The organism is Marivita sp. (genome assembly GCF_017643905.1).
In the GTDB taxonomy this organism is placed as follows: Bacteria; Pseudomonadota; Alphaproteobacteria; order Rhodobacterales; family Rhodobacteraceae; genus Marivita.
Genome location: NZ_JAEPMO010000022.1, coordinates 1 through 25,155, shown reverse-complemented (window position 1 = coordinate 25,155; position 25,155 = coordinate 1). Strand labels below are relative to the sequence as shown.

The following is a 25,155-nucleotide window of genomic DNA, read 5'->3' as shown; positions in this document are numbered from 1 at the left end:
GTTCACTCTTTCAGTCCGCTGGCGCGGTGAAGTTGCCAGTCGACGACAAAGTTCACAGCCACGGTCAGAAGGGCGATCGCCCCTGCGGGCAGAAGGGGGGTGATATCGCCAAAGGTGATCAGCGTTGCATTCTCGCGCACCATGCTGCCCCAGTCGGCAGTGGGCGGCTTGATCCCAAGGCCGAGAAATGACAGCGCCGAGATCGACAGGAACACGAAACAGAAGCGCAGGCCGAACTCGGCCACCAGGGGCGCCACCGCGTTGGGCAGGATTTCACGCCGGACCAGCCGCCACATGCCTTCGCCGCGCAGACGCGCGGCCTCGATATAGTCCATCACGACGATACCTTGGGCGACCGAACGCGCCAGCCGGTAGACGCGGGTCGCATCGACAGCGGCGATCACAAGAATGAGTGTCAATACCGATGTCCCGAAAATTGTGAGCAGGAGAAGAGACAAGATCAGGGCAGGAATGGCCATCAGCGCGTCAACAAAGCGCGACAACCATTGGTCAAGCCAGCCCCCGGCGAGCGCCGCCCATATTCCAAGAAACGACCCCACAAAGAATGAAAGGGCAGTGGTGGCGAAAGCGATGCCCACGGTGTTGCGCGCGCCATAGATCAGCCTGGTCAACATATCTCGACCCAGCTTGTCGGTGCCGAGATAGTGGGGGGATGCCCACGGCAAGAACTGGGCACCAAGAACCTCACCCTCACCAAAGGGGGCGATCATTGGGGCAAAGATGGCGACGACAACATAGAGCAGAATAACGGATAATCCGAAGCAGGCCGTAAGCGGGGTGTCGCGGAACGTTGGCTTCAGATGCGCTGGGGCAAACGCTTGCAGGAGGGCGCGAGCGACAAAACCGATCATGAAGAACAGCGCAATTCCGACGACGATGGAAAATAGAATGGGCATGTCCCTATTTCCTGTGCATCAGGCGCGGGTTGGTGATCGTGGAGAGCACATCCGCAAGAAGATTGAGCAGGACGTAGGCGCAGGCAAAGATCAGTGCGATCGCTTGCACAACCGGGATGTCGCGATTGGTCACCGCGTCGATCATCAATTGGCCAAGGCCGGGATAGACAAAGACCACCTCGACAACGACGACACCGGTAATGAGATAGGCAAGGTTCAGCGCCACCACGTTGATGATGGGCGCAAGCGCGTTCGGCACCGCATGTCGTAGAACCACGCGCATCGGCGACATGCCCTTCAGCCGCGCCATCTCGATGTAGGGGCTGGCCAGCAGGTTGATGATCGCGGCTCGTGTCATCCGCATCATGTGGGCGGTGACAACAAGGGTCAGCGTGAGAGCGGGCAGGAAGGCCATGTAAAGGAAATCGAGCGTGGTCGTTGCTTCGGTCATGCGCACCATCGATGGGAAAATCCCCGACTGCGCCAGCCAAAGGATCAAGATGTAGGCTACGAAGAACTCGGGAAAGGAAATCGCCGTCAACGCCAGCGCGTTCGACGCCCGGTCAAAGATCGAATTGCGCCAGAGCGCAGCCAACACGCCCAGTGTCAGCGAGATCGGCACAGCCAAGGCAGCGGCATAAAGGGCCAGAAAAAGCGTATTGCCCAACCGTGTGCCAACCAGTTCCGAGATCGGCTTGTTGGTTGCCATCGACATGCCAAAATCGCCGTGGAGCACGCCTGTCAGCCAGTTCCAGTAGCGGACCGGAGCGGACTCGTTCAGGCCCAATTGCTCGCGAAGTGCTGCAAGGGTTTCTTCGGTCGCTGACTGACCCAACAGCTCACGCGCGAGGTCGCCCGGCAGAAGCTCGGTGGCCCCGAAGATCACAGCCGAAATGATGAACAGGGTTAACATGCCCAGCAGCAGCCGCTGCCTGATCATTGTCCAAATGCCGTGCATCCCATCCCCCCGATTGTTTTTCTCTTGCGGTCTTGATGCCGCAACGCCCGAAACGCTCCGGCGAGCTATCCCCGCCGGAGCCTGTTCAATTGACGGTGTGGATCAGGCGAACCACCAGCGCTCCACCGCCCGGAACCCGTCCAGGTCCCAGTTTGCGCCGACCACATCAGGTGTCGCGACCGCGTTCGAGACACCCATGACAAAGCTTGCGAACATCGGGATCACCACGCCGCCCTCGTTCGACACGATGGCCTGCATCTCGTGATAGATCTCGCCCCGCTTGGCATCGTCGAGTTCTGAACGCCCCTGCAGCAGCAAGGTGTTGAACCGCTCGTTGTCCCAGTAGCTTTCGTTCCAGGGTGCGCCTGCCGCATAGGCGGTCGAGAACATCCAGTCGCAGGTCGCGCGGCCGCCCCAGTACGAGGCGCACCACGGCTTCTGCATCCAGACGTTGCTCCAATAGCCGTCGTTCGGTGCGCGTTCGACGGTGATGTTGATGCCGGCCGCTTTCGCGCGTTCAGCATAGAGCGTGCCGGAATCCGTCGCGCCGGTAAAGCCAGCCTCGGCCACCCAAAGGGGGACATCGAGTGACGTCAGTCCCGCTTGTCCCAGATAGAATTTGGCCTTGTCCGGATCATAGCTGTTCACCGGCAGATCGGCAGCATAGTATTGCTGTGTCGGCCCGATCGGGTTGTCGTTCCCGACAGCGCCGTAGCCGTACAGGATCTTGTCGACCATCTCCTGGCGGTCCAGCGCATGCTTGAGTGCAAGCCGGACGTTGTTGTCATTGAAGGGCGCTGCCCGCGTGTCCATCGGGAAACAGAAGTGCTGGTTGCCGGTCACCGAAAGTATGCGGATCGCGCTGTTGCGGGCCATCATCGAGACCGTCGTCAGGTCAACCTGGTTGATGACGTCGACCTCACCGGTAAGCAGTGCGTTCTGCCGCGCCACGGGATCAGGAAGGGCCAGAAGCAAGAGCCCGTCGAAGTGCCCACGATCGGTTTTCCAGTAGCCTTGATGCTTGCTGAGCGAGGCACTGATACCGGGTTCGAAGCTGTCGACCTTGTACGGGCCGCATCCGTCTGACGAGGTCGGATCGATCTTGCCGTCTTTAGCGGGCATGATCGGCAGGTGATAGTCCGACATGAGATAGGGGAAGTCGGCATTCCCGCCGCTCAATGTGACGATGACCGTATTCGGCCCATCTGACTTCATTTCGACGATCGGATCGACGATCGGCTTTGCGGCAGACGTGCTGTCTGGTCCACGGTGATAATTGATCGATGCAATCACGTCGTCAGCCGTCAGGGTTCCGCCGCTGTGGAAGGTGATCCCCTGGCGGATCTTCAGCGTCCAGGTCGTGGCGTCAGAACTTGCTTCCCAGCTTTCTGCCACTTCGCCGACTAGCGAGCCGTCGGCCGCGATTTCTGTCAGATAGTTGTGCCTTGCTTGGGCAAAGACCTGAACGAAATTCGTATCCCAGACGCCGGGGTCGTAATTGTCGACCGTGCTGCCCGAGTTGAAGCCGATCCGTAGGGTCCCACCCTTTTTCGGTTCTGCCTGTGCCATTGCCATGCCGGCTGGCAGCATCAACCCTGCCGCCGTCATCGCCATGCTGCTTTTCAAGAGACCTCGGCGGGTCATTCCGCCTTGGCCGATCAGATGGTTGGTCATCAGTCTCTCCTCCCTAGGTTTTCCTGTTGCGGTGCCCCACTCCTCGAAGGTCACCCTCTCTTTCCGGCTTCTGGTCGCGCTGAACCCTCCGGATTTCGTTAGGCCGACTGGCGTGTCAGATCGCCTGGAACGTCCTTGAATTGTTCCCTAAGGATGTTCTTCTGCACCTTGGCCATCGTGTTGCGCGGCAGTTCCGGCACCACGACCAGCCGTCTGGGATGCTTGAACCGCGCGAGCGTCACCTCGACCGCAGCCATGATCTGGTCCAGGTTGAGCTGGACGCCGGGCTTGGCCACGATCACCCCGATGGCGGTCTCGCCCAGGTCACGGTGCGGCACGCCGATCACCGCGCTTTCCAGCACACCGGGCTGTGCATCCAGCACCAGTTCGATTTCCTTGGGGTAGATATTGTAGCCGCCGGAAATGATCAGGTCCTTGTTGCGGCCAAGGATGTGCAGATAACCGTCTTCGTCGATCTTCCCCAGATCGCCGGTAATGAAGAACCCGTCGGCCCGCAGTTCCGCGGCCGTCTTTTCGGGCATCTGCCAGTATCCCTTGAAGACGTTAGGCCCGCGCACCTCGATCTGGCCAACCGCGCCCCGGGGCAGGGTAGCACTCGTGTCGGGGTCAGTGACCTTTACCTCCACCCCCGGCAACGGCAGGCCGACTGTTCCCGCACGGCGGTTCCCCGCATAAGGGTTCGCGGTGTTCATGTTGGTTTCGGTCATGCCATAGCGTTCAAGGATGCGGTGGCCGGTGCGATCTTCGAACTGGACATGTGTATCGGCCAGCAGCGGGGCTGAGCCGGACACGAACAGGCGCATGCCGGACGCCAGTTTGCGGTCGAAACGTGGGTGATCAAGCAGCCGCGTGTAGAAGGTCGGCACCCCCATCAGGACGGTTGACTGCGGCATCAGCTCGACAAGCTGGTCGACATTAAACTGGGGCAGGAAGATCATCGAGGCGCCCGCCACAAGCGTGACATTGGTCGCCACGAACAGACCGTGGGTGTGAAAGATCGGAAGGGCGTGCAGCAGGACATCTTCGGCTGTGAACCGCCACTCCTTTGCGAGTGTCGCGGCATTCGTCAAAAGGTTCCCCTGGCTCAGCATGGCCCCTTTTGAGCGCCCGGTCGTCCCAGAGGTATAAAGCCACGCCGCCAGGTCATCGGTCGCGCGCGCTACGGTCTGGACGCTTTCGGGCATCGCTCGCGCGCTGTCCGTCAAGGTGCCAGACCCGTCCGCGTTCAGCGTCTCGAGTCTTGATCCTGCCCGCGTGGCGATGGGCGTCAGGGCGCCTGCGACTTTTGCATCGCAGACAATCATCCGCGCGCCGCTGTCATCGATGAAATAGCTGAGTTCGTCGGTCGTGTAGGCGGTGTTCAGGGGCAGGAACACAACGCCCGCCTGTACGCAGGCGGCATAGAGGGCCAGCGCATCGGGTGATTTCTGCACCTGGGCGGCAAGCCGGTCGCCGGGCTGCAGACCGCCTTGCATCAGTACATGCGCCATCTGTGCGGCACGGCCAAGAAAGGCCGCGTAGGTCACGACCGAGCCATCGGCCAGGCGCAGGAATGGATTGCCCTTGCCGACATGCCTTCCGAAAAGCTGATCGTAGAGCGGGTTGGTCATGCTTTCTTCCCCGGCAGAAGAGCCTTTTCTGCCACGGCACATAGCGCCCGAATTTGCGGCGATTGGGCGATCTCGCCTTTCGTGGCGAAAAGCTCGTGGTGCTGCGCCACCCGGCCAAGGTCATAGAGGTAATTGACCATCAGGCCTTCCGACTGTGCCTTGCCCTTCGCCGACGTGTCGGCACCGGCATGGACCTGATGCACGATAGCCCCGTTGCCGAGGTGGAACCGCGCCACGGGGTCGATCGGCATTCCATCACGGTCCTTCGAATGGACAAGGTAGTGGGCGGCATAAGCGCAAAGCAGAGGGCCATCCGCTACCCGGGCATCCATTCCGGTCTCGGTCAGCCATCTCGCGAAACCCGGCAATGGGGAAAGGGTCACGAACGTCCGAAGCTCAGGAAGCTCCTGGGACAGATCCGCCGCCACTTGCTTGATCAGCGAGTTGCCGAACGAGATGCCCGCAAGGCCCGGCTGGCAGTTCGAAATCGAATAGAAGACAGCCGTATCGGCCTCTTCTGCAAGCCTGACATCTCGGCCTTCCGCCAGAAGGGTCTGGATCGACTGCGCAATGCCCTGCATCAGCGCAACCTCGACGAAAATCAGCGGCTCGTCCGGCATTGCAGGATGGAAAAAGGCAAAGCAGCGGCGGTCGGACGGCTCCAGTCGCCGCCGCAGGTCATCCCAACTGTCGATCGCATGAACCGCCTCGTAGGCTATGATCTTTTCAAGAACATGCGCAGGGCTTTCCCAGCTGATCGGTCGTAAAACCAGAAAACCACGATTAAACCAAGAAGAGAGAAGATGCCGGAAATCCAGATCCAGCGCCTCAAGGTCTGGCTCGCCCTTGCCGAGACGCAAGAGGTCGGCCCGCATCCGCACAAGACTTCCGGTCGCACCGGGAACCCTGTTCAGTCGCCGGATCAACTCTTGTCGAGGCGGTTCCGCGGCCGCAGCAAAGTCCCGGTAGGTGACCTTCGATGGTGCAGCTTCATAGGCGTTCAACGCCTGACGCACCTTGTCCGCCGAGATGTTCATCTCGACTGCTAGCATCCGGAAGAAAGTGAGCTTGCCCGCATCGTCAAGACACGCATAGCCCGACAGGATCGCTGCAGCCGAGGCTAGCCCTGAGGCTTCCCCAGCCCCCACCAGGAGTTCGCGCGCAAGTTCGGCAAGAGATTTCTTGCCCTGCCGTAAGGAAATCGGTCGGACTTTGCGGCGGTCGAACACGCTCGCCAAAAGATCTGCCAACATCGTCATGATGGAATGCTGCTGAGGCTGCGCTTGCAGCCCTGGCATTGGTCTGACATGGCCCCGGCCGCGCAGCTTCGCATAGGAAGGTTCAACCCGATGCTGCGGACTTGCCTGGCTGTTCCGTTCATCGCCGTCCTCCTGAGTGACCTGTCACTGCGGCTCGATGATCCATGAAAAACCAACTCTATGGCCGTCGATACCGTCGATCCGTTCCATTAACTTACTAACGGTCAGTATTTTGTGTCAACAGTTTATAACCTATCCGCTGGGCGGATAACCTTCGCCTCCAGCTGCATCATCGGCTTTCATTGATAAGGTGGAGGGCCGGGCCAAGATCGGCCTTTCGTCTGCAGCACCGCCCAATTCGGGTCATCCCATCGCGGCCATTTGATCAGCCGCATTGGTGGGTGAGGACGCTGCGCGGCGCACGAGGTCTACCAAGCGCCTGAAGGACATCGCCAAGCTGCAGGAACGAGCCCGGAGCCACGGCGAAGTCTGGCATTCCTTTTCTTTTTCTGTTTGCCATTCAACGTTGCCCTCAATTGGGCAAGCTTGGATCACGCTAAGGCCGAGACGTGGCTCCCGATCCTCAACGGGCTCCTAGCGTACCCATAGAAAGTCCCGCTTTCCCAGTACCACGCCGTTGTGGCGCAAGATGTTGTAGGCCGTTGCCAGATGAAAATAGAAATTCGGCATGCCGAACCGAACGAGATAGGTCTGGCCGTTTGGTGCCGTGCCCTCTGGCGCAAGCGGCACGGTCAGCTCGCGTGTTTCGGCAGCAGCAAAGGCTGTATCGGGTATGGTCTCCAGAAACGCGATCGTCTTCGCGATGCGGGCCTGAAGCTCTGCGAATGACGCTTCATTGTCTTCATATCTTGGCGGTTCGGTCTGGGACAAGCGTGCGGCGGTGAACTTTGCCGCGTCGCAGGCTGTAGTGACGTTTCGGGTCAGATGAAACATATCCGGATACAGCCGTGCCTTGAGAAGTGCCTCGGGGGAAATCTTGTGGCTTTCGCAATGGGCCTCTGCCTTGGTCAGGTTGGATGACAGGCAACGCAGCCCATGGATGAGATCGGGAATAGGACTTTCCATCTTGTCTTCTCCGGACGGGGGATAGGGTCTCGTTCGAGAAAGGCGGGAATTTTCATCCCCGCCCGCAAGCTCAGAGATAACGGGCGGCCTTGTTCTCCGGTCGGGCGTGCACGCGGACCTTGCCGCCCTCAGTTCGTATCAAAGCCGCCGAGCATGCCGTTGGTGTTGGCGAGACCCTCGGTCGGGACGGGCTGGATCACGTCCCAGTGCTCGACGATCATGCCGTCTTCCATGCGGAACAGGTCGTAGAAGGCGTGCGTCGTGCCGTTCCATTGGCCTTCGCTGACGGTCAGGACAAAGTTGCCCTTGCCCAGCACCGCATGGATCTGGGTATACTGGAACATGTTGTTCTGTGTGGTCAGCGCCTCGACCGCCTCAACAATCCCGCTCAGCCCGTCCTTGATCATGGGGTTGTGCTGAGCGTAGCTCTCGGCACTGATGTCGTCGGTGATCCTGGCGGGATTCCGGCCCATCAGCACGTTTTCGATCAGCGCCACGGCTAGGGCCTTGTTTGCCTCGGTCTGGTCCAGATCGGTCACCTCGGTCGGGCCGTCAGTCTGGGTTCTGCCGCTGGCGGTTTCCGTCACGAGGGGCTGCAACGCATCCCAATGCTCTGCGACCTCTCCATTCTCGTCCACCCGGATGATGTCGAAGGACACCATCGTGTCGGCCCCGAACGGCGCGGCATTGCGCCAAATGTTGTGCATGAAGACATAGTTTCCGTCCCCGAACATGCGGATTTTCGGCGGTGCTGCCTGCCTCTTGCAGTACCGGCTGCATCTCGATGAACGGCTCAAGCCCGGTCGAAATGAACGGGTTGTGCTGGATGTAATCCTCAGTGGCCAATTCCCGCATCGTGTCGATGTCCGCTTGCAGGACGGCGCCCAGAAACTTGCCGACAATCGGCTTGATCGACGTGGTGTCATCGGCAAGGGCGTTGGTAGCAAGCAAGGCGGTGACTGCCGTAGCAGTATGGGCCTTTTCCATTGCATTTGTTCCTTTTGCAGGGGAGGCATATCGTTGTACTCAGGCGTCGCCGCCGCCCAGAACGGTGTCGAGTTGCAATTCCTTTAGCAGCGCGTCCTGGCGCGGCTGTGTGAATGCGTTCACCTCGTCCACGCCCCAGGCGATGCCGACAACCGAGCGCATGGGGCGTTTGCCGGGGGCGGTATTTGCCAGCGACAGGTAGGTGTCCACCACCAGTTGCGGGTCGGGGGCTTCATCGCTGGCCAGCATCTGGGCAAAGCCCGCCTTCATCGCGTCAGGCACCTGTCCAAGGTCGCCATAGGACGCCAGCACATCCGCCCGGGCGGGCGGCTTGCCGGCGGCCAGCAGGTTCGACGGGAATGGACCCGGTTCGACCAGTGCGATGTCGACGCCAAAGGGGGCGACCTCGTAGCGCAGGCTTTGGCTATAGGCTTCCAGCGCATGCTTGGTGGCGCAATAGGTGCCAAAAAAGGGCACCGACACCCGCCCAGCGATAGAGCTGGTGTTGATGATCAAGCCAGACCCCGCTGCGCGCATGGACGGGAGCACCGCCTGCATGGCGCGGATGGCCCCGAAATAGTTGGTGTCCATCTGTTCCGCGGCCTGCGCGACAGAATAGGCCTCGGTCATGCCGATATACATGATGCCCGCGTTGTTGATCAGGATGTCGATGGGGCCATCGGCCAGAATGGCGGCGAAGCCGTCAGCCACCGAAGCGTCGCTTGTGACGTCCATCTCGGCAATGGTGATGCGCGGCGAATAGCCCTCAAGCTCGGCCTTCTTGGCCGCGTTGCGCCCCGCCGTGTCACGCATCGTGCCCCAGACGCGGTCGCCGCCGTCCGCGAAGGCCCGCACTGCTGCCGCGCCAAAGCCGCTACTCGCGCCTGTGATGACGATGGTTCTTTGGGGTGTCGACATGGGTCATACTCCTGCTTGCGCGCTGTTGTACCGATTGGTACAAATATCGAAAGCTCCCCGTCAAGATATAAAATACCGGATAGTACATAAATGAGCGATGCCGATAAAGGACCAGCGCGCGGCCGCCCGCGGACCATGAACGCCGAGCAGGTGCTAGATGTCGCGATGACCGCATATTGGCAAAGCGACCCCGCCGATGTCTCGGTCAACGCGATCTGCCAGATGGCGGGCATCTCGAAGCCCTCGCTTTACCGCGCGTTCGGTAGTGAGGATGGTTTGTCGCGCGCGGCGCTGGATCGCTATGCCGAAAGGGTGCTGTCGGAAATGTTCGTGATCCTGCATGGCGGGCAGGGGCTGCGCCAGACGCTTGATGCGCTGGTCGACTTCGCCCTCGACGATCCCCGGATGGAAACCGGCTGCCTGTTCTACAAGATGCGCTCGGGCAAGCACCGGCTGGGGCCGGACACGCGGGCGCGGGTCGATGAAATCGAAGCGGCCGCACAGGCGGCCTATGCCACGTTCCTGCAATCGGCGCGCGATGCCGGGGACTGGCCGGGTGAGCTGTCTGTCGAGGCCGGTGCGAAATACCTGGGCGAGCAGATCGCCCTTGCCATCACGCAACGCGCCTCGGGCGAAGACCCCGCGCGCATTCGCGAAATGCTGACGTTGGCGCTCTCAGTCTTTACCCGCCCATGACCGGACCTGTGCGCGCCCTCAGGCCCGATTTCCTGTGGCGGCACTGTCAAGGAAAACCAGCTTGAGACGGGTAGGGCGGTTGCATGGCCTCGCCGGATGACAATACGTATCCCATTTGGGTATTTCAAAACCAGCCCTGCAATCATCCGCTTGGCAGCGATGCTCGCCCTGCGCTTCCCGCTTTCGCTTCGGAACATCGAAGACTTTCTCCATGAGCGTAGCGTTGACGTCAGCTACAAGACGTTCCGGCTTCGGTGGAAGCGGGTGAACTTTGGGTTGCGTCACGGCGCGCGCATCATGTCAGCGTCAGACCCGCCATAAGGGTGACGGTCACGATGCGCGCCAGATCGGCATGGAGCGACGGACCGCTGTAGCGCGCGGCTGACCGCCAGACCCGAACAGTCGCCACGATGTTGTAAGGCACCGAGAGACCATAGCCGACCAGTACGGCGGCCAGCGGCTGGTCCTGCAGGATCAGCACGAGAAACAGGATGCTGGTGGAGATATTGACGAGCAAACCCACCGTCACCGTCCAGGTCCAGCAGGCTTCGTTCAAGACTAGGTCGCCAGACCAGAGGGGCATTGTTGCAGAACTATCGCCGTGAAGGATTCACATCGGGAATCCATGCGGTTAGACGAGCTGCATGAGCAAGCCCAAGCCCGCCCGCTACCGCACGACAAACTGGTCCACCTACAACGATGCGCTCAGGAAGCGCGGGTCGCTGCTGATCTGGCTGGACAAGGAGATGACCTGGCACGCGCCGCATGAGGGACGCCCAGGACGCCCGCCGGTCTTTTCGAATGCCGCGTTCCAGTTCTGCCTGTCGCTCAAGGTATTGTTCAAGCTGCCGCTCAGGCAGACAGCCGGGATGGTCGCGAGCCTCCTGCGTCTGGCAGGGCTGGACTGGCCCGTTCCAGACTACTCGACGCTGTGCCGCAGGCAGAAGACCCTCAAGGTGCAGATCCCCTATCGTCGTGCCGATGGGCAGCTGAACCTGTTGGTGGACAGCACCGGGATCAAGTTCCTCGGTGACGGTGAATGGCAGGCCCGCAAGCACGGTGTTCAGGGTCGTCGCCAATCATTGCCCGGCAGGCGATGCAAAGCATCGCTGAGAGGGGCGCAAGGTCCATCTGGCGATGGATACCGCCACCTCCGACATCCGGGCGGTGGAGTTTACACCCAGCCGAGACGGCGACAGCCCAGTGCTGCCAGACCTGCCAGGGCAAATCCCCGTGGACGAAAACATCAGCACTGTGACGGCCGATGGTGCCTACGACACAAAGCGTTGTCATACAGCAATCCTAGCACGCGATGCGGTCCCAATCATCCCGATCCGCAAGAATGGTCGGTCATGGAAGGAAGACTGCCCAGCCGCAATTGCCAGAAACGAAACTCTGCGAGCCACCCGATACTATGGCCGAGCCTTCTGGAAGCGATGGACAGGATACCACGCCCGCAGCCGCATCGAAGCGAAGATGCGCTGCCTCAAGTCCTTCGGCGAACGCATCGCTGCCCGTGACCCCGACCGCCAGACCGCAGAAATCCACATCCGAATCGCCCTCATGAACCGATTCAACGCACTCGGCACCGCCGAGATCGTCCACGTGGCATGACGTCAGTGGGGTAAGGGGACGTCACGCCTCAGGCCGGGTTAATGCAACAACGCCTGGTGAATGGCTTCCGTCGCCCCAGCCGTAGCGACATCCAAGTGTCAGATTACCTAGCGCTTCCTGAATTGTCGGACATTGTGGTGGTTGAGGTCGACGAGGCCGCGGCCGCGGCCAATCGGGAGGGATTCCTAGAGAAGGTGCGGGAACTGGCCGGCTCGGCGCAATGAACGTGTGACGCCTGATAGCCAATCAGTTTCACAACTGGAATAATCAACTAGCGGCACCGTGCAACCGGTGCCGCTTTCTCGCGAAGGATCAAGCTAGCAACGAAAACCCCACACCAGTCACTCATTGCGGAACCTGGCAAGCCGTTCACCAAGACTTCACAATAATCCGCACCAATTTCTTGTCCGATGGACGCGTCCATCGATCCGGCTTGTTGGCCGTAATATGGGTTGGTACGGGCATGCAATCCACTCACCTGTGCACCCGGGAAGTGTTGATTGTCACTGAGAACTGACCCGGTTTTGTCACCGAGGTTTGACCCACCCAGCGGTTATGTTTTGTCTGTTATGTGGTCGTCAATGGTGCGGTCTCCTTTCGCTTTTTTTTCGCGGTCTCTGAGCTTGCCTTGAAGCGGTAGCTGTCGTTGCCGGTTTCAAGGATATGGCAGCGGTGGGTGAGCCGGTCGAGTAAGGCGGTCGTCATCTTGTCCCGCAACGCCCATTTCCGAATGATCATCAAAAATCCCATGTCTAACACTCCTATCGCTCCTGGCTGGTTCAAGCCGGAGCACGGTTGCACATGGGTCAGTTCTCGATGACAATTTCGCCCCAAACCGGGTCAGTTCTCAGTGACAATCAACAGGCCTGTGCCCCTTCTGCGATTTCGCGGATGGCTTGCAGGAACTGGGCGACCTCGGCCTCGGTGTTGTAATGGCACATCGAGACGCGCACGGCCGAGGCCATGCCCAAGGGCGTCAGGATATTGCCCGAGTAGTGGTCGGCCTTGCGCGTATGGGTGCGGATGCCGCGTTCGCGCAGTTTCGTGACCACCTCGGGCGCCTCCATGTCCGCGACCGTGATCGAGACGAGCCCCTCGCGGCGCGGGTTGTCCGCCCCGCCGATGATGGTGATGCCCGCGATCTCGGCCAGGCCTTTCAGATTGCCGGTGCCGTGGATCATCGCCTCGGTCAGGCGGGCCTCATGGGCGTGGATCGCCTCGCCCGCGGCCACGATACGGGCGCGGCGGTCGGTTTCGTCCGAGACCTCTCCGCCCAGCCAGTCGAAATAGGCGACCACATCGGAAAAGGTGACATAGGCGCCGGTGTCGCGCGTGCCGAATTCCCAGGGGTTGCCCGGCGCGTCGATCAGATGCTCGTGCTTGATCGCATTGAGCCGGTCCGAGACCCAGGCCACCCCATAGCCATGGCGCGAGAACACCTTGTAGGGCGAGATGACATAGCCGTCGATATCGTAGCTTTCGATATCGAGCCGCCCATGGGCCGCGTGCTGGATGCCGTCGGCGATGATGATGCACTCGGGTGCGACGGCCCTTATCTCGGCGGCGATGGCGGCCACATCGACGCCCATGCCCGTGACGGGCGAGGTGTGCAGAATGGTGGCCACGCGCGTGTCGGGGGTGATCTCGGGCAGGTAAGCCTCGGGGCCGACGCAGCCGGTGGCGTCGTCATGGGCGACAAGGACATGGGGCTTGCCCGCGACCTCGGCCCAATGGCGCGCGGCGCTGCGGGTGGCGGGGTGCTCAAGGGTGGAGCCCAGAACCCGGCCCGGGTCCGTGCCGACAATAGCGGTGCGGATCAGCCGAAAGAGCAGCTCTGTCCCGCTTTCACCGACGAAAAACTGCCCCTTGGGTGCGTTGAAGAAGACGGCCATATCCTGCTTGGCGCGCTCGATCAGGGCGACCAGCGCATGCGCTGCGGGGTTGTCGCGCCCCTGATTGTCGGGAATGGCCGCGAACTTGGCCGAAGTGTCCACCACGGATTTCAGCGTGAGCGCACCGCCCGCATTCTCGAAAAAGATGCGCGGCCCCTCGAAGGGGCAGGTATCGACATGGGCGAACCGGTCGCGAACGGCCTCCATCAGGCCGGGGGTCTGGCTGAGCATTTCAAGTCTCCTGTGGGTTTCGGTCTTGCCTGTCTTGGGTCAGCCCTTGTCGGCAGGCTTGGAAAATCCGGTCTTTGGGCGGGCGGCGCATGGTCGAAATCTTCTAGCGCAAGATCATCTGGCGGGGCAGGTCGGACAGGGGCTCGGGGCCCGAGGGCGTAAGGATCACGGTTTCAGAGGCGCCGACCGTGAAGGCTCCGAACCGGCGCAAGGTCGCGGGCAGGTGAAAGGCCATGCCCGGTTCCAGCGCCTGATCCACCCCGGTGAAGAGCGACAGGATCGCCCCCTCGCCCCAATCGGGCGCAAAGGCGATGCCCATGGAATAGCCGATGCGCTTGCGAAACGCGTCGCCATATCCCGCCTGATCGATCACGGCCTGGGCCGCGTCATGGACATCGCTGCATGGGCGGCCCGGACGCATCGCAGCAAGGGCGGCATCCAGCGCGCGCAAGGCCACATCCATCATGCGCTGCGCCTCGGCTGGGGGTGGGCCGATCCAGACGCTGCGCATCAAGGCGGCGTGATACCTGTCGTGGCTGGCGGCCAGTTCCAGGAAAACCGGGTCGCCCGGTTCCAGTACGCGCCGCCGCCAGGTCGCATGCGGCACACCCGCCCGCGGCCCGGAAGAGATGAGCGGCTCCATCGCCATCGCATCGGATCCCGCGCGGATCGCCGCGGCGGTCATTTCGGCGGCGATCTCGTTCTCGCTGACCCCGGCGCGGCAGGCGTCGATCGCCGCGCGCATGCCGGCTTGCGAATAGGCCGCCGCCCGGCGCAGCGCCTCCAGTTCGGCGGGGGATTTGACGATGCGAACCCCCTCGGCCAGACCCGAGCCGTTCGTCCAGCGCAGGTCGGGCAAGGCCGCGCGGATCCGGTCGAACAAAGCCGGGCTGACGAACCATCCCTCGGTTTCGATCGCAACGTGGCCTGCCCGAAGCTCGCGCAGGATCGCAGCCAGCGCCTGCGCCGGATCCTCGCCATCCTGCCAGGTGCGGATATCCTCAAGCCATGTCGAGACACGCGCCCCCGTCCGCTCCAGCTCGCGCACCAGCAGGATAGGGCGGCCCTGAACAGGCAGCACGAGCGCCTGAAAGGCGAAATATCCCGCGGTTTGCCGCCCAGTGGCCCAATAGATGTTCTCGGGGCCGGTCAGGACCAGCGCTTCGGCCCCATGCGCGGCCAGCGCCCGTTGAAGCCGCGCGGTACGCCCGGCCAATTCGTCCTGCGCGAAGGGCGCAGCCGAGCCGCGGTCGGGGCCATTGGCCGGGGTCATGTCCTGATCGTGCTGCATCATCTGCCTGCCTCACGGATCCGAAAGCATGCCGATGGAGCGTGCCTTCATCGCTTCGAAATGTTGTGACATGGCCGCATGTGCCGCCTGCGGATCCCGCGCGGCGATGGCGTCGATCACCGCGATATGTTCGCGCGATTGCTGGTCGAAACGGGCATGGGTCCGGATAATCGTGCTGCGCTGCACGATGGCGCGCTGTTCGGCCAGGATCACGGGCAGAAAGACCAGCCCCGCGGCCTCTGCCACGGCCATGTGAAACTTTTCATCCTCGGCCCAGAAGCTTTCGAAATCCGACGGTGTGTCGAGAAAGCCCTGCGCGGCATCGCGGGCGGCCCGCAAGGCCGGTGTCAGGCCAAAACCTGCAGCCCGCGCGGCGGCGGCGGCTTCCAGAAGCTGCCGAAGCCCGAGTATTTCCAAAAGCTTTTCCACCGTCACCGCGCGCACCAGCAAGGCACCGTTCACAAGCCGCTCGATCAGCCCTTCGCGTTCCAGCCGCGAGAGCGCCGAGCGCAGCGGGGTGCGCGAAATGCCGAATGTCTCCGCAAGGTCGCGTTCCGACAGGATCGTACCGGCCTCGATCTCGCCTGCGATGATATCGGCGCGCAGGTTGTCATAGGCGGTGCGGGTCAGCGATCCGGTGGTCATGCGTCCCAGCCCCCGGCAATGGCGGCCAGAACGGCGAGGGTCGCGCGGGTCAGATCGGCGATTTCCATGTGTTCCTCGGGGCAATGGCTGCCGTTTTCGTTGCGGATGAAGATCATTGCACTGTCCCAGCCCGCGCTGGCAAAGGCGGCCGCATCGTGCCCGCCGCCCGACAGCATGCGGCGCGGTTGGTCTGCCAGCGCGGCGGCCCCCCGTTCGATGCGCGCCAGAACATCCCCGGACATGCGCGCAGGCGCGCTGCGGCTTTGCGTGCCAAGCGCAAAGGCGATGCCGGGGCGTTCGGCCTCGATCCGGGCGAGCTCGGATTTAAGCAGGGTATCGGCGCGGTCCAGCACCTCCACGTTCTCCGATCGCAGATCGACGCAAAAGCCCAGATCGCCCGCCACCTTGGCCATGGCATGCGCAGGCGTGGCGGCATCGACACGGCCGAAGGTCACGGTCAGATCATCGCCTTGCGCGAGCAGTTCGGCCCAGATGCGGTCCATCGCCATGACCAGATCGCAAAAGGCAACGACGGCATCGGCGCGCGCCCCGCGCGGCGCCCCGCCCGAATGGGCCCATTGCCCCGTGATCCGGGCCTGCCGGTAGCGCAGCCCACCGCGCACGGCGGTCACCAGCCCATAGGCTTCGCCTGCCGCCGCAAGGACCGGCCCCTGTTCGATATGGAATTCAAGAAATTGGGCCGGCGGGGGCGGGGCCATCGCCAGGACCGCCGCCGGATCGCCCCCTTCGTCGCGCATGTGATCGGAAAGGCTGCGGCCCGTGTCGCTGCGCAGGGCGGTCAGATCCTCGGACAAGAGACGCCCCAGATGCGCCCGCGATCCGATGTAGGAGACGGGAAACCAGACGCTTTCCTCTGCCCGGGTGATGATCAGGACCAGATCCATCGGCGGCGTGATCCGCCTGGCCGACAGCGCCGCGATCAGCGCCAGGGCGGCTGCGACACCGGCTTGCCCGTCATAGGCGCCCCCTTGGCTGACGGTATCGAGATGCGAGCCGATGAAAAGCGGCGGGCGGCTGGGATCCTGCCCATCCATCCGCGCAAGGAAATTGCCTGCCGCATCCCGGCTGACTGTCAGGCCAAGGGCCAGTGCCTCTTCCTCGATCACGCGATGGGCCTGGCTTTCCAGCGCACTGTAGGAGGGGCGCGTCCATCCCGGCCCGCCGGCGCTGATCGCATTGATCCGATCCAGAAGCCGGGTGATCGTGTCCGCGACCAGTCGGGCCGTCTCAGGCTCGGCCGCGATGCGGGTCCGGGTGGGGGGATCGGAACGGGCGATCATGGGCGGCATCCCGAACGGCCTTGCCACACAGAGGGGTTGATGGCGGTCGCGGGCATTTCGCCTGCCAGGGCGGTGATGACATGCCCGGCCGCAGCCTCAGCCGTGCGGGCCAGCGCGGCCGTGGTCGTGCCCCCCAGATGCGGGGTGAAGACGACCGTGTCGAAATCCGCCAAAGGGCCCCGCGGCCCCGCGGCCGTGCTGAGGTCAAGGCCCGCGCCCCCCAGATGGCCCGCGGCCAGCGCGGCCTGAAGCGCGGCTTCGTCGATCAGGTCCGCGCGCCCCAGGTTCACAAGGATCGCGCCGGGTTTCATCGCGGCAAAGGCGGCCCTGTCCATCAGGCTTTGCGTCGCCGGGGTCAGGGGGGCATGCAGGGACACAAGCTCGACCCTTGCCAGCGCGCCGTGCAGGTCGGGGGCATGGCTGGCCCAGCTTTCCTCAGGCGGTCGCGGGCTGTGCGACAGGACGCGCATGCCGAACCCGTGATGCAGGATCGCGCCCGTGCGGCGGCCCGTGGCCCCCCAGCCAATCACCAGGGCGGTCCCGCCGGAAAGTTCGGTAAAGGCTGCGCGCTCGCGAAAGCCCAGCTGTCCGGCGCGCTGGCTGCGATCGGCAGCAGGGATGCGGCGGGCCACGGCCAGCGCAAGACCTACGGCCAGTTCGGCAACCGATTGGGCATTCGTGCCGGGCGTATTGGCGATCAGCACCCCGGCGCTTGCGGCGGCTGCCTTGTCAACCGGGTCGTGCCCCGCGCCATGCACCACAAGAACGCGCAACCGGTCGGCCGCATCAAAGGCGCGGGCATCGAAACCGGCATCCCGGGTGATGGCGGCCACGCAGCCCGGCACATGGCGGGCGACGGTCTCCATATCGGCATCGGGGCACAGGACGGGCGTGATCCCATGGGCCAAAAGCCGATCCAGCCCCGCAGCATGGATGGGTTGCACGATCAGGCATTTGCGGTCCGGCGGGGGCGCGATGTGGTTCATGGGGCAGTCCGGTCGGGCAGGCGGCGCAGCCGTGCCAGCACGGCGTCGCGCGCGTTTTCAAGATGGCGGGTCATTTCGGCCTCGACCCTCTCTGGCTGTCCGCTGCGCACCGCTTCGAGAATGTCCAGATGTTCGGCGCAGCCTTCCAGATAGCGCTCTGGCAGGATCTTGTGATCGAAGACGCAGGTGCGCTGGCGCAAACCCTGCAGCACGTTCAGTGCGGTCTGATTGCCGGCGGCTTCGGTCAGAAGCTCGTGAAACTCATTGTCGATCTGCCAATGACCGTCGCGCTCTTCGGGGCCGGCGGTCATCAGGCGGCGGATGCGCTCTTCGATCTCGTCCAGCCGCTGGGGCGCAAGACGCACGGCGCTGCGCGCCAGGGTCGGTTCTAGCGCAAGCCGGAGAAAGAATACCTCCTCGATTTCGGGCAGACGCAGGCGGCGCACCCGGATCATGCGCCCGTCATGAACGGCCAGCCCCTCGCTCAGGATGCGCTTGATCGCCTCGCGGACGGGGGTGCGCGACATGCCCAGGTCTTCCCCGAGCGTCGCCTCGCGCAAGGCATCGCCGGGAGCAAGCGTGCCTTCGAACATCATCGCGATGATGCGCTGATGGGCCGTTTGGGCAAGGTTTTGCGACCGGTTCATCGCGGATCCTCCGCCAGGTCGAGGTCCGTTCCGGTGATTTCCCGTGGCGCGGCAATGCCACCGACCAGGTCACAGGACAAAAGCAATTCCGAACTCAGGGTGGCGGGGGCCTTGGGGATCAGCCCGCCCAGGATCAGATCGCGCTGGCGTTGCTGTGCGATCCAGAGCGCTTCGCCCTCATCGCGCGAGATCAGGGCAAAGCGCACCGATGCGCCCACGGGCATCTGCGCCAGCCGGGGCAGGTCGACCGAGGCGACGGTTGCGATCTTGGGATACCCCCCGGTGGTCTGGCTTTCGGCCAGCAGAACCAGCGGCAGCCCCGATCCGGGCACCTGGATCGAGCCGGGCACCGTGCCATCGGACACGATGTCATGCCCGCCTGTCGCGGGCAGCTCGACACCACCCAGCACCATGGCCATCCGGTCGCGCTGGGGCGTAATCTGGAAAGGCTCGCTCAGCAGGCGCTCCAGCGTCTCGGGGGCGAAGCGGGCGCTTTGCGGACCCAGGATCAGCCGGATCGGCCCGCTGTGCAGATCCCGCAGGTTGGTCCCCTTGAGCGGCCGTTCAAGGCGTAGGCAGGGGGCATCGGCCTGCGGGCCCAGGCCCAGGCGATCAGATGGCCTGAGGCTGCGCCCCTCGACCCCGCCAAGGCCGCTGCGCAGATGGGTGGCGCGCGATCCCAGAACTGGCGCCATATCAAGACCGCCCGACAGGGCCAGATAGGCCCAGACAGCCCCCTGTGGCGCGCCAAGGCGCAGGGTTTCACCGGGCGCAAGCACATGGCTTTCGCCGCTGGCAAGCCGCCGGTCACCGACCCGGATGTCACAGTCGGCGCCCGCCACGGCAAACCGGATCGCCGTGTCGCTGCGCAAGGCGCATCCGGGCCCGGCGAATTCGAGGGCCGCGGCCATCGGCGGATTGGCGCAGAGCGCATTGGCCAGCGCCATGGCATCGGGGTCGATGGGCCCGGCCGTGGACACGCCGAACCGGCGCAGACCGGAGCGCCCGGCATCCTGCACCGTCAGCATGGGGCTGGCGCTATGGATCTCGATCGTCATGGGGCTGCGTTCTCGGGGGTTGGGCGCAAGGCCCCCTCGGCCACCCTTGCCGCGATGTCGCGGGCATCGTCTGCGCTGACCGGCACGAAGCGCACCCGATCCCCGGCACGCAACAGGAAAGGGTCCGGCGCGCCGGGATCGAAAATCCGCCACGGCGTCCAGCCGACAAAGCGCCAGCCCGACGGCCCGGCCACGGAATTGATATTGGCCTGCTGCCCGCCGATCCCGATGGCCCCTTCGGGAATGTTCTGACGCGGCACGCGCAGGCGGGGGGTGTGCAGCAGCTCGGGAAGGCCGCCCAGATAGGCAAATCCCGGTGCAAAGCCGATCATGTAGACGCGATATTCAGCCCCGGAATGAAGCGCGATCACCTCGTCGGTGGACAGCCCCTTTAGCCTAGCCAGGTCGTCGAGATCCCCTTCAACGCCCGCGCCGTAGAGGCAAGGCACCTTCCAAAGCCGCCCCGCAGCCTGGGGGGAGGCATCGCGGCTGTCCCACAAGGCCATCAGCCGCGCCTCAAGCTCGGCCCCGCGCAGGATCACCGGGTCATAGCCGACAAGCAGGGATCGGTAGGTCGGTACAACCTCGGTCACGCCTGGCCATGCCGCAGCGTCCAGCCGGTCGGCCAGGTCGATGATCCGGGCGTTGGTCTCGGCGTCGATCCGGTCACCCAGTTCAAGGACAAGGGCACGGTCGCCAGCGGGGTGAAGGGTGGGTGTCATGGGCTGGGGTTTCGTCAAGATCGGTGGCGTGGCACTGCGGCGGCCATCAGCGCATCATGTCGGGCACGAGGGTCACGATGCCGGGGTAAAGCGCCATCACCAGGACGAAAGCCGCCATGATGCAGAAGAAGGGAAAGGCGGCGCGGGTGATCCGCCCCATGCTTTCACCCGTCAGCCGCTGCACCACGGTCAGGTTGAAGCCCACGGGCGGCGTGATCTGCGCCATCTCCACGACGATCACGACAAAAATCCCGAACCACAGCTTGTCATACCCCGCCGCCACGGCAAGCGGCAGGGTGATGGGCAAGGTCATCACCATGATGCCCAGCCCCTCCATGACCATGCCCAGAAGGATGTAAAAGACCAGCAGCACGAAGATCAGCATCAGGGGCGACATGCCCCAGCTGTCGATTTCATTGGCGATGAAGCGGGGGATGCCCAGATAGCCCATCGCCGTCGAAAGAAGTACGGCGCCGATGATGATCAGGCCGATCATCGCACAGGTTTCCGCAGCCATCCGCGCAGCTTCGAACAGGCCCTTGAAGGACAGGGTGCGCTGGGCAAAGCCGATCAGGATCGAGAAACCGACGCCGACGGTCGCCGCTTCGGTGGGCGATGCGATGCCGCCATACATCGACCCGATCACCCCTATCATCAGGACCATCAGCGGCCCCAGATCCTTGAGGGCCACGATCTTTTGCCACAGGGTCGTTTCCGGCGGCGGGGTGCCCACAAGGGCGGGGTTCAGCGTGGCCCGGATCGCCAGATACCCCATATAGGCCGCGGCCAGGATCAGGCCCGGAACGATCCCCGCCAGAAACAGCCGCAGGATCGATTCCTGCGCCAGCACCCCGTAGATGATCAGAATAGTCGACGGCGGGATCAGAAAGCCCAGCGTTCCGGCCCCCGCCAGGCTGCCGATGACAAGGTCCCGGTCATAGCCGCGCGATATCAGTTCGCGCGCGGTGATCCGGCCCACTGTCACCGTCGTGGCCGCCGATGACCCGCTGACCGAGGCAAACAGGGTGCATCCCAGAACGGTCAGATGGCTCAGCCGCCCCGGGACCCGGCGCAACCAGGGCGACAGTCCAGAGAAGAGCGACTCGGAAATGCGGGTGCGGAACAGGATTTCCGCCATCAGGATGAACAGCGGCAAGGCCAGCAATTCGGGCGAGACCACCGTGTTCCAGGTTTGCTGCGCCAGAAGTTTGATCGAGGGGATGTTGGGACGGAACAGGTAGAGCATGCTCAATGCCGTTCCGATCAGCCCCATGCCGATCCACAAGCCGCTGCCCAGAAACAGCGTCAAAAGGCCCAGAAGGGTGGCAACCGTTTTTCCCATGATCCTGCCCCTATTCCAGACCCTTGCCGGTCGCCAACGCCTCGCCCATCAGCAAGCGCAGGAACTGGGCAAGGCATTGCAGCGCCAGCAAGACGGCCCCGAAGGCCAGCGCGGCCTGCGGATAGACCAGCGGCACGCGGAACGCGGTTGCTGCGGTCGTGCCGCGCACATGCGACAGCCAGGCCGCATCGATCATGGCCACGCTCAGGCAGACCGCGATGGCAAACCCGGCCAGGCAGGCGGCATGTTCAAGGATACGTCCGACGGGCCGGGGGATCGCCTCGAGAAAGGCGGTGACGCGCACATGCCCCCCCGATTTCAGCGCGGCCGCACTGGCCAGCAGGAAACAGACGCCCATCAGGTAGCCCGACAGATCCCATGAAAAATGCAGTGAATGCGACAGCAGGTTGCGCGAAAAGATCTCGGCCCCGATCAAAAGGAAAATGCCCAGAAGGCTCAGGCCGGCGATGATGCCGCCCAGATCGGTCAGCCGATCGATGGCCTGTATCAGGCGTTGCGCGGCATGATGCGGTTTCAGAGCCATGGCAAAGTCCGGATCCCCAAAGGCAGGATGCGGCGGCCCGAGGTCGCGGGCCGCCACCGTGCAGGAAAGCTCAGTTCCCCAGTGCAGCCTGATAGGCGTCGATCACCGCCACCGACTCCGGCACGCGCTCACGGAACGCGTCCCAGAGCGGCAGTGCACGTTCAAGAAGGGCTGCGCGCAACTCCGGCGAGGGCGTGCTGATCGTCATGCCGTTCTCTTGGAGAGTGGCGATTTTCTTGGCATCCTCGGCCACGCTGTTCAGCCAGAACTGGCCTTCCATCTGATTGGCAAGCCGCTCGATGGCCTCCTGATGCTCGGGCGACAGTGCGTTCCACGCATCGAGGTTCACCGTGACGGCGTTGGAAGAGGACTGCCAGTTGAAGGTGCTCATGTGATCCATGAACTCCCAGAACGAGCCATCCACGCCCGAAGAGGACGAGGTGGTCACACCGCGGATCGTGCCTGCCGCCAGCGAGGGGACAACCTCACCCCAGGGCATCTGCACGGGAACCGCGCCAAGCGCACCGAAAAAGTCGGTCCCGTTGGCATCGACCACCCGGATCGGCAAGCCGCTCAGGTCTGCGATGGTGTTGATCTGGTTGGGGGAATACACGGCCTGGCCCGGCCATGGCACGACATAGAGAACCTTCTGGTTCATGCTGGCGGCCACATCGTCAAGGACCGGACGGTAGAATTTGTGCAAAAGTGCAAGCTGCGGAATGGTGGGCGCCATGAACGGCAGCGTCTCGATCCCCAGCACGGGCGCTTCGCCGACCTGCTGGTTGAGCAGAACATCGGCGATCGGCACGATGCCGTCGCGGACCGCGGCCATACCTTCGGGCCCGCGGATGCCCAGCGCGCCGCCCGGATGAACGGTGATCTCCACCGCGCCATCCGTCACGTCGCTGACGGCTTCGGCGAAGGCGATGGCATTCTGGGTGTGGAAGTTGGTTTCCGGCCAGACGATGGACATGTCCCAACTGACCTGGGCCGAGGCCGCAGACCCCAAGCCCATCGCGCAAGCGACCGCAATCGATAGCATTTTTCCGTGGTACATCACATCACTCCCTGGGTTGATGTTTGGTTTCTTTTTGTTGCAAACTCGGTATACCAGTTGTACCCAGAGGCTGAAACACGCGGCGCTTCGAGTCAATACGTCACAGGGCCTTGCCCCGCCAACGCCGCCATTTTCTTCTGAGTTGCCTGTTTTTTCGTCGAAAAGAAACGCGGAGCCGATGCAGACATGACCCGGACACTCGATCTCAACTGTGACATGGGCGAAAGCTTCGGCGCTTTCACGATCGGGGATGACGCGGCGATGTTGTCGCTGGTGACGACGGCGAATATCGCCTGTGGCTTTCATGCCGGCGACCCGGTGGTGATGCGCCGCACGATCCAGATGGCCAAGGCGCGCGGCGTGTCGGTTGGGGCGCATCCCTCTTTTGCGGATCTCTACGGCTTCGGGCGGCGGCGCATTCAGGGCGAGCGGCCCGAAGACCTGGAAACCCAGCTGATTTACCAGATCGTCGCGATGCAGGGGATGTGCGCGCTTGAAGGGCATGCGATGACGCATGTGAAGACCCATGGCGCGCTTGGCAACATGGCCGCCGAAGACCCCGATCTGGCCGCATTGTGTGTGCGTGCGATCCGGGCGGTCGATCCGGGGCTTGCCTTTGTCACGCTGCCCTATTCGGAAACCTACATGGCCGCGGAAAAGGCCGGGCTGCCGATCGCCTGCGAGATCTACGCCGACCGCAGCTATACCGACGAGGGCCAGTTGACCCCCCGCAGCCAGCCAGGTGCGGTCATCCACGACCCAGGGCAGAGCCTGGATCAGGTGCTTGAGATGGTGATGAACGGCATGATCGCGACAACGGGTGGCAAACGCCTGCCGGTCACGCCCGCAACGCTTTGCGTGCATGGCGATACCCCCGGCGCGGTCCAGATTTGCCGCACCTTGCGCGATGCTCTGGAGGAAAACGGCGTCACCATCGCGCCTTTTGCCACCGCCGCCTGACAGGCGCAGGCCCGCTTTACCGACCCGCACTATGGGCGATCCCACCCCCTACCCAAGGATAAAAGATCCATGACCCGACTGATCGATCGCGCAACACAGGGCGTCTATCTGATCGCCGCAACCCCGTTTGACGACACAGGCGCGGTCGATCACGACAGTCTGCGCCGCCTTGTCGATTTCTACATGGGCCACGGGGTGACCGGGCTGACCATCCTGGGCATGATGGGCGAGGCCAACAAGCTGACGCCCGAGGAGCGCCGGGCGGTGATCGACACGGTGATGGCGCGGGTGGGCGATCTGCCCGTCGTGGTGGGCGTCTCCGATCCCGGTCTGGCCAATCTGGCGGACCTTGGCCGCTACGCGATGGACCGGGGTGGGGCGGGGGTGATGGTGTCGCCTGTCGCGGGCCCTGCGCGCGAGGACCGGATCGAAGCCTATTTCCATAGCGTCTGCGATGCGATCGGCCCGGAAACGCCGCTTGTGTTTCAGGATTTCCCGCTGGCCACGGGCTTGCCGGTCTCGGCCAAGTTGATCCGCAGGCTCAGCAATGACCGGCCACAGATCGTCATGCTCAAGCATGAGGATTGGCCGGGCCTGACCAAGATCACGGCACTGCGCGACATGGAACAGGATCCGGCGAATGCGCGGCTGTCGATCCTTGTGGGCAATGGTGGGCTCTACCTGCCGCAGGAATTGCAGCGCGGCGCGGATGGGGCGATGACCGGCTTCGCCTATCCCG

Annotated in this window: 24 protein-coding genes and 3 pseudogenes; 6 read left to right on the top strand and 21 right to left on the bottom strand. The window is 63.3% G+C overall.

All coding sequences use genetic code 11. From position 1 onward, the window contains the following. Positions 1–2: 2 nt before the first annotated feature. From JJ869_RS05300 to JJ869_RS05265, 8 genes are all read right to left on the bottom strand, one after another. Positions 3–917 carry an ABC transporter permease gene (locus JJ869_RS05300; RefSeq protein ID WP_292265072.1) on the bottom strand — a complete coding sequence of 305 codons (915 nt, stop codon included), beginning with the start codon at positions 915–917 and terminating at the stop codon, positions 3–5. A 4-nt stretch (positions 918–921) separates the two neighbouring features. Further along, a complete protein-coding gene (locus tag JJ869_RS05295; protein ID WP_292265071.1) occupies positions 922–1,875 on the bottom strand; it encodes an ABC transporter permease in 954 nt (317 codons plus the stop codon). Positions 1,876–1,977: 102 nt separating this feature from the next. Then, entirely contained in the window at positions 1,978–3,549 is a 1,572-nt protein-coding gene (locus JJ869_RS05290; protein WP_292265070.1) for an ABC transporter substrate-binding protein, read from the bottom strand. 98 nt (positions 3,550–3,647) lie between these two features. After that, complete coding sequence (locus JJ869_RS05285; protein WP_292265069.1) at positions 3,648–5,180, bottom strand: malonyl-CoA synthase; 1,533 nt, start codon at positions 5,178–5,180, stop codon at positions 3,648–3,650. Then, positions 5,177–6,439 carry a malonyl-CoA decarboxylase gene (locus tag JJ869_RS05280; RefSeq protein WP_292265068.1) on the bottom strand — a complete coding sequence of 421 codons (1,263 nt, stop codon included), beginning with the start codon at positions 6,437–6,439 and terminating at the stop codon, positions 5,177–5,179. The genes JJ869_RS05285 and JJ869_RS05280 overlap by 4 nt, the downstream gene beginning before the upstream one ends. Positions 6,440–7,033: 594 nt before the next feature. Then, positions 7,034–7,525, bottom strand: a complete 492-nt coding sequence (locus JJ869_RS05275; RefSeq protein ID WP_292265067.1) for a DUF1993 family protein — start codon at positions 7,523–7,525, stop codon at positions 7,034–7,036. 128 nt (positions 7,526–7,653) lie between these two features. Beyond that, a complete protein-coding gene (locus tag JJ869_RS05270; RefSeq protein ID WP_292265066.1) occupies positions 7,654–8,232 on the bottom strand; it encodes a hypothetical protein in 579 nt (192 codons plus the stop codon). Between the two features lie 319 nt (positions 8,233–8,551). Then, positions 8,552–9,430, bottom strand: coding sequence for an SDR family oxidoreductase (locus JJ869_RS05265; protein ID WP_292265064.1), 879 nt, complete (start codon positions 9,428–9,430; stop codon positions 8,552–8,554). A gap of 90 nt (positions 9,431–9,520) precedes the next feature. Here JJ869_RS05265 and JJ869_RS05260 point away from each other — a divergent pair, with 90 nt between their 5' ends. Next, the gene (locus tag JJ869_RS05260) at positions 9,521–10,126 is read left to right on the top strand and encodes a TetR/AcrR family transcriptional regulator (RefSeq protein ID WP_292265063.1); all 606 of its coding nucleotides are present in this window, start codon (positions 9,521–9,523) and stop codon (positions 10,124–10,126) included. A gap of 96 nt (positions 10,127–10,222) precedes the next feature. Next, positions 10,223–10,375 (top strand): annotated as a pseudogene (locus JJ869_RS05255) (IS6 family transposase); the annotation flags it as partial. Positions 10,376–10,421: 46 nt separating this feature from the next. On the opposite strand, the gene JJ869_RS05250 reads toward JJ869_RS05255, so the two are convergent. Beyond that, complete coding sequence (locus JJ869_RS05250; RefSeq protein ID WP_292265062.1) at positions 10,422–10,682, bottom strand: hypothetical protein; 261 nt, start codon at positions 10,680–10,682, stop codon at positions 10,422–10,424. A gap of 88 nt (positions 10,683–10,770) precedes the next feature. On the opposite strand from JJ869_RS05250, the pseudogene JJ869_RS05245 reads away from it, so the two are divergent. Both JJ869_RS05245 and JJ869_RS05240 read left to right on the top strand, forming a co-directional pair. After that, a pseudogene (locus JJ869_RS05245) lies at positions 10,771–11,740 on the top strand (IS5 family transposase). Positions 11,741–11,781: 41 nt separating this feature from the next. Then, complete coding sequence (locus JJ869_RS05240; RefSeq protein ID WP_292265061.1) at positions 11,782–11,964, top strand: hypothetical protein; 183 nt, start codon at positions 11,782–11,784, stop codon at positions 11,962–11,964. Positions 11,965–12,307: 343 nt separating this feature from the next. Here JJ869_RS05240 and JJ869_RS05235 read toward each other — a convergent pair. From JJ869_RS05235 to JJ869_RS05180, 12 genes and pseudogenes are all read right to left on the bottom strand, one after another. Continuing rightward, positions 12,308–12,451 (bottom strand): annotated as a pseudogene (locus tag JJ869_RS05235) (ATP-binding protein); the annotation flags it as partial. Positions 12,452–12,597: 146 nt separating this feature from the next. Beyond that, the gene (locus JJ869_RS05230) at positions 12,598–13,863 is read right to left on the bottom strand and encodes an aminotransferase class V-fold PLP-dependent enzyme (protein ID WP_292265059.1); all 1,266 of its coding nucleotides are present in this window, start codon (positions 13,861–13,863) and stop codon (positions 12,598–12,600) included. Positions 13,864–13,966: 103 nt separating this feature from the next. Continuing rightward, complete coding sequence (locus tag JJ869_RS05225) at positions 13,967–15,157, bottom strand: Xaa-Pro peptidase family protein (RefSeq protein ID WP_292265057.1); 1,191 nt, start codon at positions 15,155–15,157, stop codon at positions 13,967–13,969. 9 nt (positions 15,158–15,166) lie between these two features. Then, positions 15,167–15,799 carry a GntR family transcriptional regulator gene (locus JJ869_RS05220; RefSeq protein WP_292265056.1) on the bottom strand — a complete coding sequence of 211 codons (633 nt, stop codon included), beginning with the start codon at positions 15,797–15,799 and terminating at the stop codon, positions 15,167–15,169. Then, positions 15,796–17,100: a hydantoinase/carbamoylase family amidase gene (locus tag JJ869_RS05215; protein ID WP_292265054.1), complete on the bottom strand. Its 1,305-nt coding sequence runs from the start codon at positions 17,098–17,100 to the stop codon at positions 15,796–15,798. The genes JJ869_RS05220 and JJ869_RS05215 overlap by 4 nt, the downstream gene beginning before the upstream one ends. Further along, positions 17,097–18,086 (bottom strand): NAD(P)-dependent oxidoreductase, encoded by a 990-nt coding sequence (locus tag JJ869_RS05210; protein ID WP_292265053.1) that lies wholly within the window; start codon positions 18,084–18,086, stop codon positions 17,097–17,099. Before JJ869_RS05210 ends, JJ869_RS05215 begins: the two co-directional genes overlap by 4 nt. Then, positions 18,083–18,733: a GntR family transcriptional regulator gene (locus JJ869_RS05205; RefSeq protein WP_292265051.1), complete on the bottom strand. Its 651-nt coding sequence runs from the start codon at positions 18,731–18,733 to the stop codon at positions 18,083–18,085. Before JJ869_RS05205 ends, JJ869_RS05210 begins: the two co-directional genes overlap by 4 nt. Then, a complete protein-coding gene (locus tag JJ869_RS05200) occupies positions 18,730–19,791 on the bottom strand; it encodes a biotin-dependent carboxyltransferase family protein (RefSeq protein WP_292265050.1) in 1,062 nt (353 codons plus the stop codon). Before JJ869_RS05200 ends, JJ869_RS05205 begins: the two co-directional genes overlap by 4 nt. Then, complete coding sequence (pxpB, locus tag JJ869_RS05195) at positions 19,788–20,513, bottom strand: 5-oxoprolinase subunit PxpB (RefSeq protein ID WP_292265048.1); 726 nt, start codon at positions 20,511–20,513, stop codon at positions 19,788–19,790. The genes JJ869_RS05200 and pxpB overlap by 4 nt, the downstream gene beginning before the upstream one ends. A 46-nt stretch (positions 20,514–20,559) precedes the next feature. Then, positions 20,560–21,855 carry a TRAP transporter large permease subunit gene (locus JJ869_RS05190; RefSeq protein WP_292265047.1) on the bottom strand — a complete coding sequence of 432 codons (1,296 nt, stop codon included), beginning with the start codon at positions 21,853–21,855 and terminating at the stop codon, positions 20,560–20,562. Positions 21,856–21,865: 10 nt separating this feature from the next. Next, positions 21,866–22,399 (bottom strand): TRAP transporter small permease, encoded by a 534-nt coding sequence (locus JJ869_RS05185; RefSeq protein WP_292265045.1) that lies wholly within the window; start codon positions 22,397–22,399, stop codon positions 21,866–21,868. A 70-nt stretch (positions 22,400–22,469) separates the two neighbouring features. Continuing rightward, positions 22,470–23,456: a TRAP transporter substrate-binding protein gene (locus JJ869_RS05180; protein WP_292265044.1), complete on the bottom strand. Its 987-nt coding sequence runs from the start codon at positions 23,454–23,456 to the stop codon at positions 22,470–22,472. A gap of 186 nt (positions 23,457–23,642) precedes the next feature. Here JJ869_RS05180 and JJ869_RS05175 point away from each other — a divergent pair, with 186 nt between their 5' ends. Continuing rightward, positions 23,643–24,416: a 5-oxoprolinase subunit PxpA gene (locus tag JJ869_RS05175; protein ID WP_292265042.1), complete on the top strand. Its 774-nt coding sequence runs from the start codon at positions 23,643–23,645 to the stop codon at positions 24,414–24,416. Between the two features lie 69 nt (positions 24,417–24,485). Next, the coding region (locus JJ869_RS05170) for a dihydrodipicolinate synthase family protein (RefSeq protein WP_292265041.1) at positions 24,486–25,155 on the top strand (670 nt) is incomplete at its 3' end.

Coding starts and splice junctions, on each gene's coding strand:
- JJ869_RS05300 (WP_292265072.1), bottom strand. CDS start 917: ATGCCCATTCTATTTTCCATCGTCGTCGGAATTGCGCTGTTCTTCATG.
- JJ869_RS05295 (WP_292265071.1), bottom strand. CDS start 1,875: ATGCACGGCATTTGGACAATGATCAGGCAGCGGCTGCTGCTGGGCATG.
- JJ869_RS05290 (WP_292265070.1), bottom strand. CDS start 3,549: ATGACCAACCATCTGATCGGCCAAGGCGGAATGACCCGCCGAGGTCTC.
- JJ869_RS05285 (WP_292265069.1), bottom strand. CDS start 5,180: ATGACCAACCCGCTCTACGATCAGCTTTTCGGAAGGCATGTCGGCAAG.
- JJ869_RS05280 (WP_292265068.1), bottom strand. CDS start 6,439: ATGACGATGTTGGCAGATCTTTTGGCGAGCGTGTTCGACCGCCGCAAA.
- JJ869_RS05275 (WP_292265067.1), bottom strand. CDS start 7,525: ATGGAAAGTCCTATTCCCGATCTCATCCATGGGCTGCGTTGCCTGTCA.
- JJ869_RS05270 (WP_292265066.1), bottom strand. CDS start 8,232: ATGCACAACATTTGGCGCAATGCCGCGCCGTTCGGGGCCGACACGATG.
- JJ869_RS05265 (WP_292265064.1), bottom strand. CDS start 9,430: ATGTCGACACCCCAAAGAACCATCGTCATCACAGGCGCGAGTAGCGGC.
- JJ869_RS05260 (WP_292265063.1), top strand. CDS start 9,521: ATGAGCGATGCCGATAAAGGACCAGCGCGCGGCCGCCCGCGGACCATG.
- JJ869_RS05240 (WP_292265061.1), top strand. CDS start 11,782: ATGCAACAACGCCTGGTGAATGGCTTCCGTCGCCCCAGCCGTAGCGAC.
- JJ869_RS05230 (WP_292265059.1), bottom strand. CDS start 13,863: ATGCTCAGCCAGACCCCCGGCCTGATGGAGGCCGTTCGCGACCGGTTC.
- JJ869_RS05225 (WP_292265057.1), bottom strand. CDS start 15,157: ATGATGCAGCACGATCAGGACATGACCCCGGCCAATGGCCCCGACCGC.
- JJ869_RS05220 (WP_292265056.1), bottom strand. CDS start 15,799: ATGACCACCGGATCGCTGACCCGCACCGCCTATGACAACCTGCGCGCC.
- JJ869_RS05215 (WP_292265054.1), bottom strand. CDS start 17,100: ATGATCGCCCGTTCCGATCCCCCCACCCGGACCCGCATCGCGGCCGAG.
- JJ869_RS05210 (WP_292265053.1), bottom strand. CDS start 18,086: ATGAACCACATCGCGCCCCCGCCGGACCGCAAATGCCTGATCGTGCAA.
- JJ869_RS05205 (WP_292265051.1), bottom strand. CDS start 18,733: ATGAACCGGTCGCAAAACCTTGCCCAAACGGCCCATCAGCGCATCATC.
- JJ869_RS05200 (WP_292265050.1), bottom strand. CDS start 19,791: ATGACGATCGAGATCCATAGCGCCAGCCCCATGCTGACGGTGCAGGAT.
- pxpB (WP_292265048.1), bottom strand. CDS start 20,513: ATGACACCCACCCTTCACCCCGCTGGCGACCGTGCCCTTGTCCTTGAA.
- JJ869_RS05190 (WP_292265047.1), bottom strand. CDS start 21,855: ATGGGAAAAACGGTTGCCACCCTTCTGGGCCTTTTGACGCTGTTTCTG.
- JJ869_RS05185 (WP_292265045.1), bottom strand. CDS start 22,399: ATGGCTCTGAAACCGCATCATGCCGCGCAACGCCTGATACAGGCCATC.
- JJ869_RS05180 (WP_292265044.1), bottom strand. CDS start 23,456: ATGTACCACGGAAAAATGCTATCGATTGCGGTCGCTTGCGCGATGGGC.
- JJ869_RS05175 (WP_292265042.1), top strand. CDS start 23,643: ATGACCCGGACACTCGATCTCAACTGTGACATGGGCGAAAGCTTCGGC.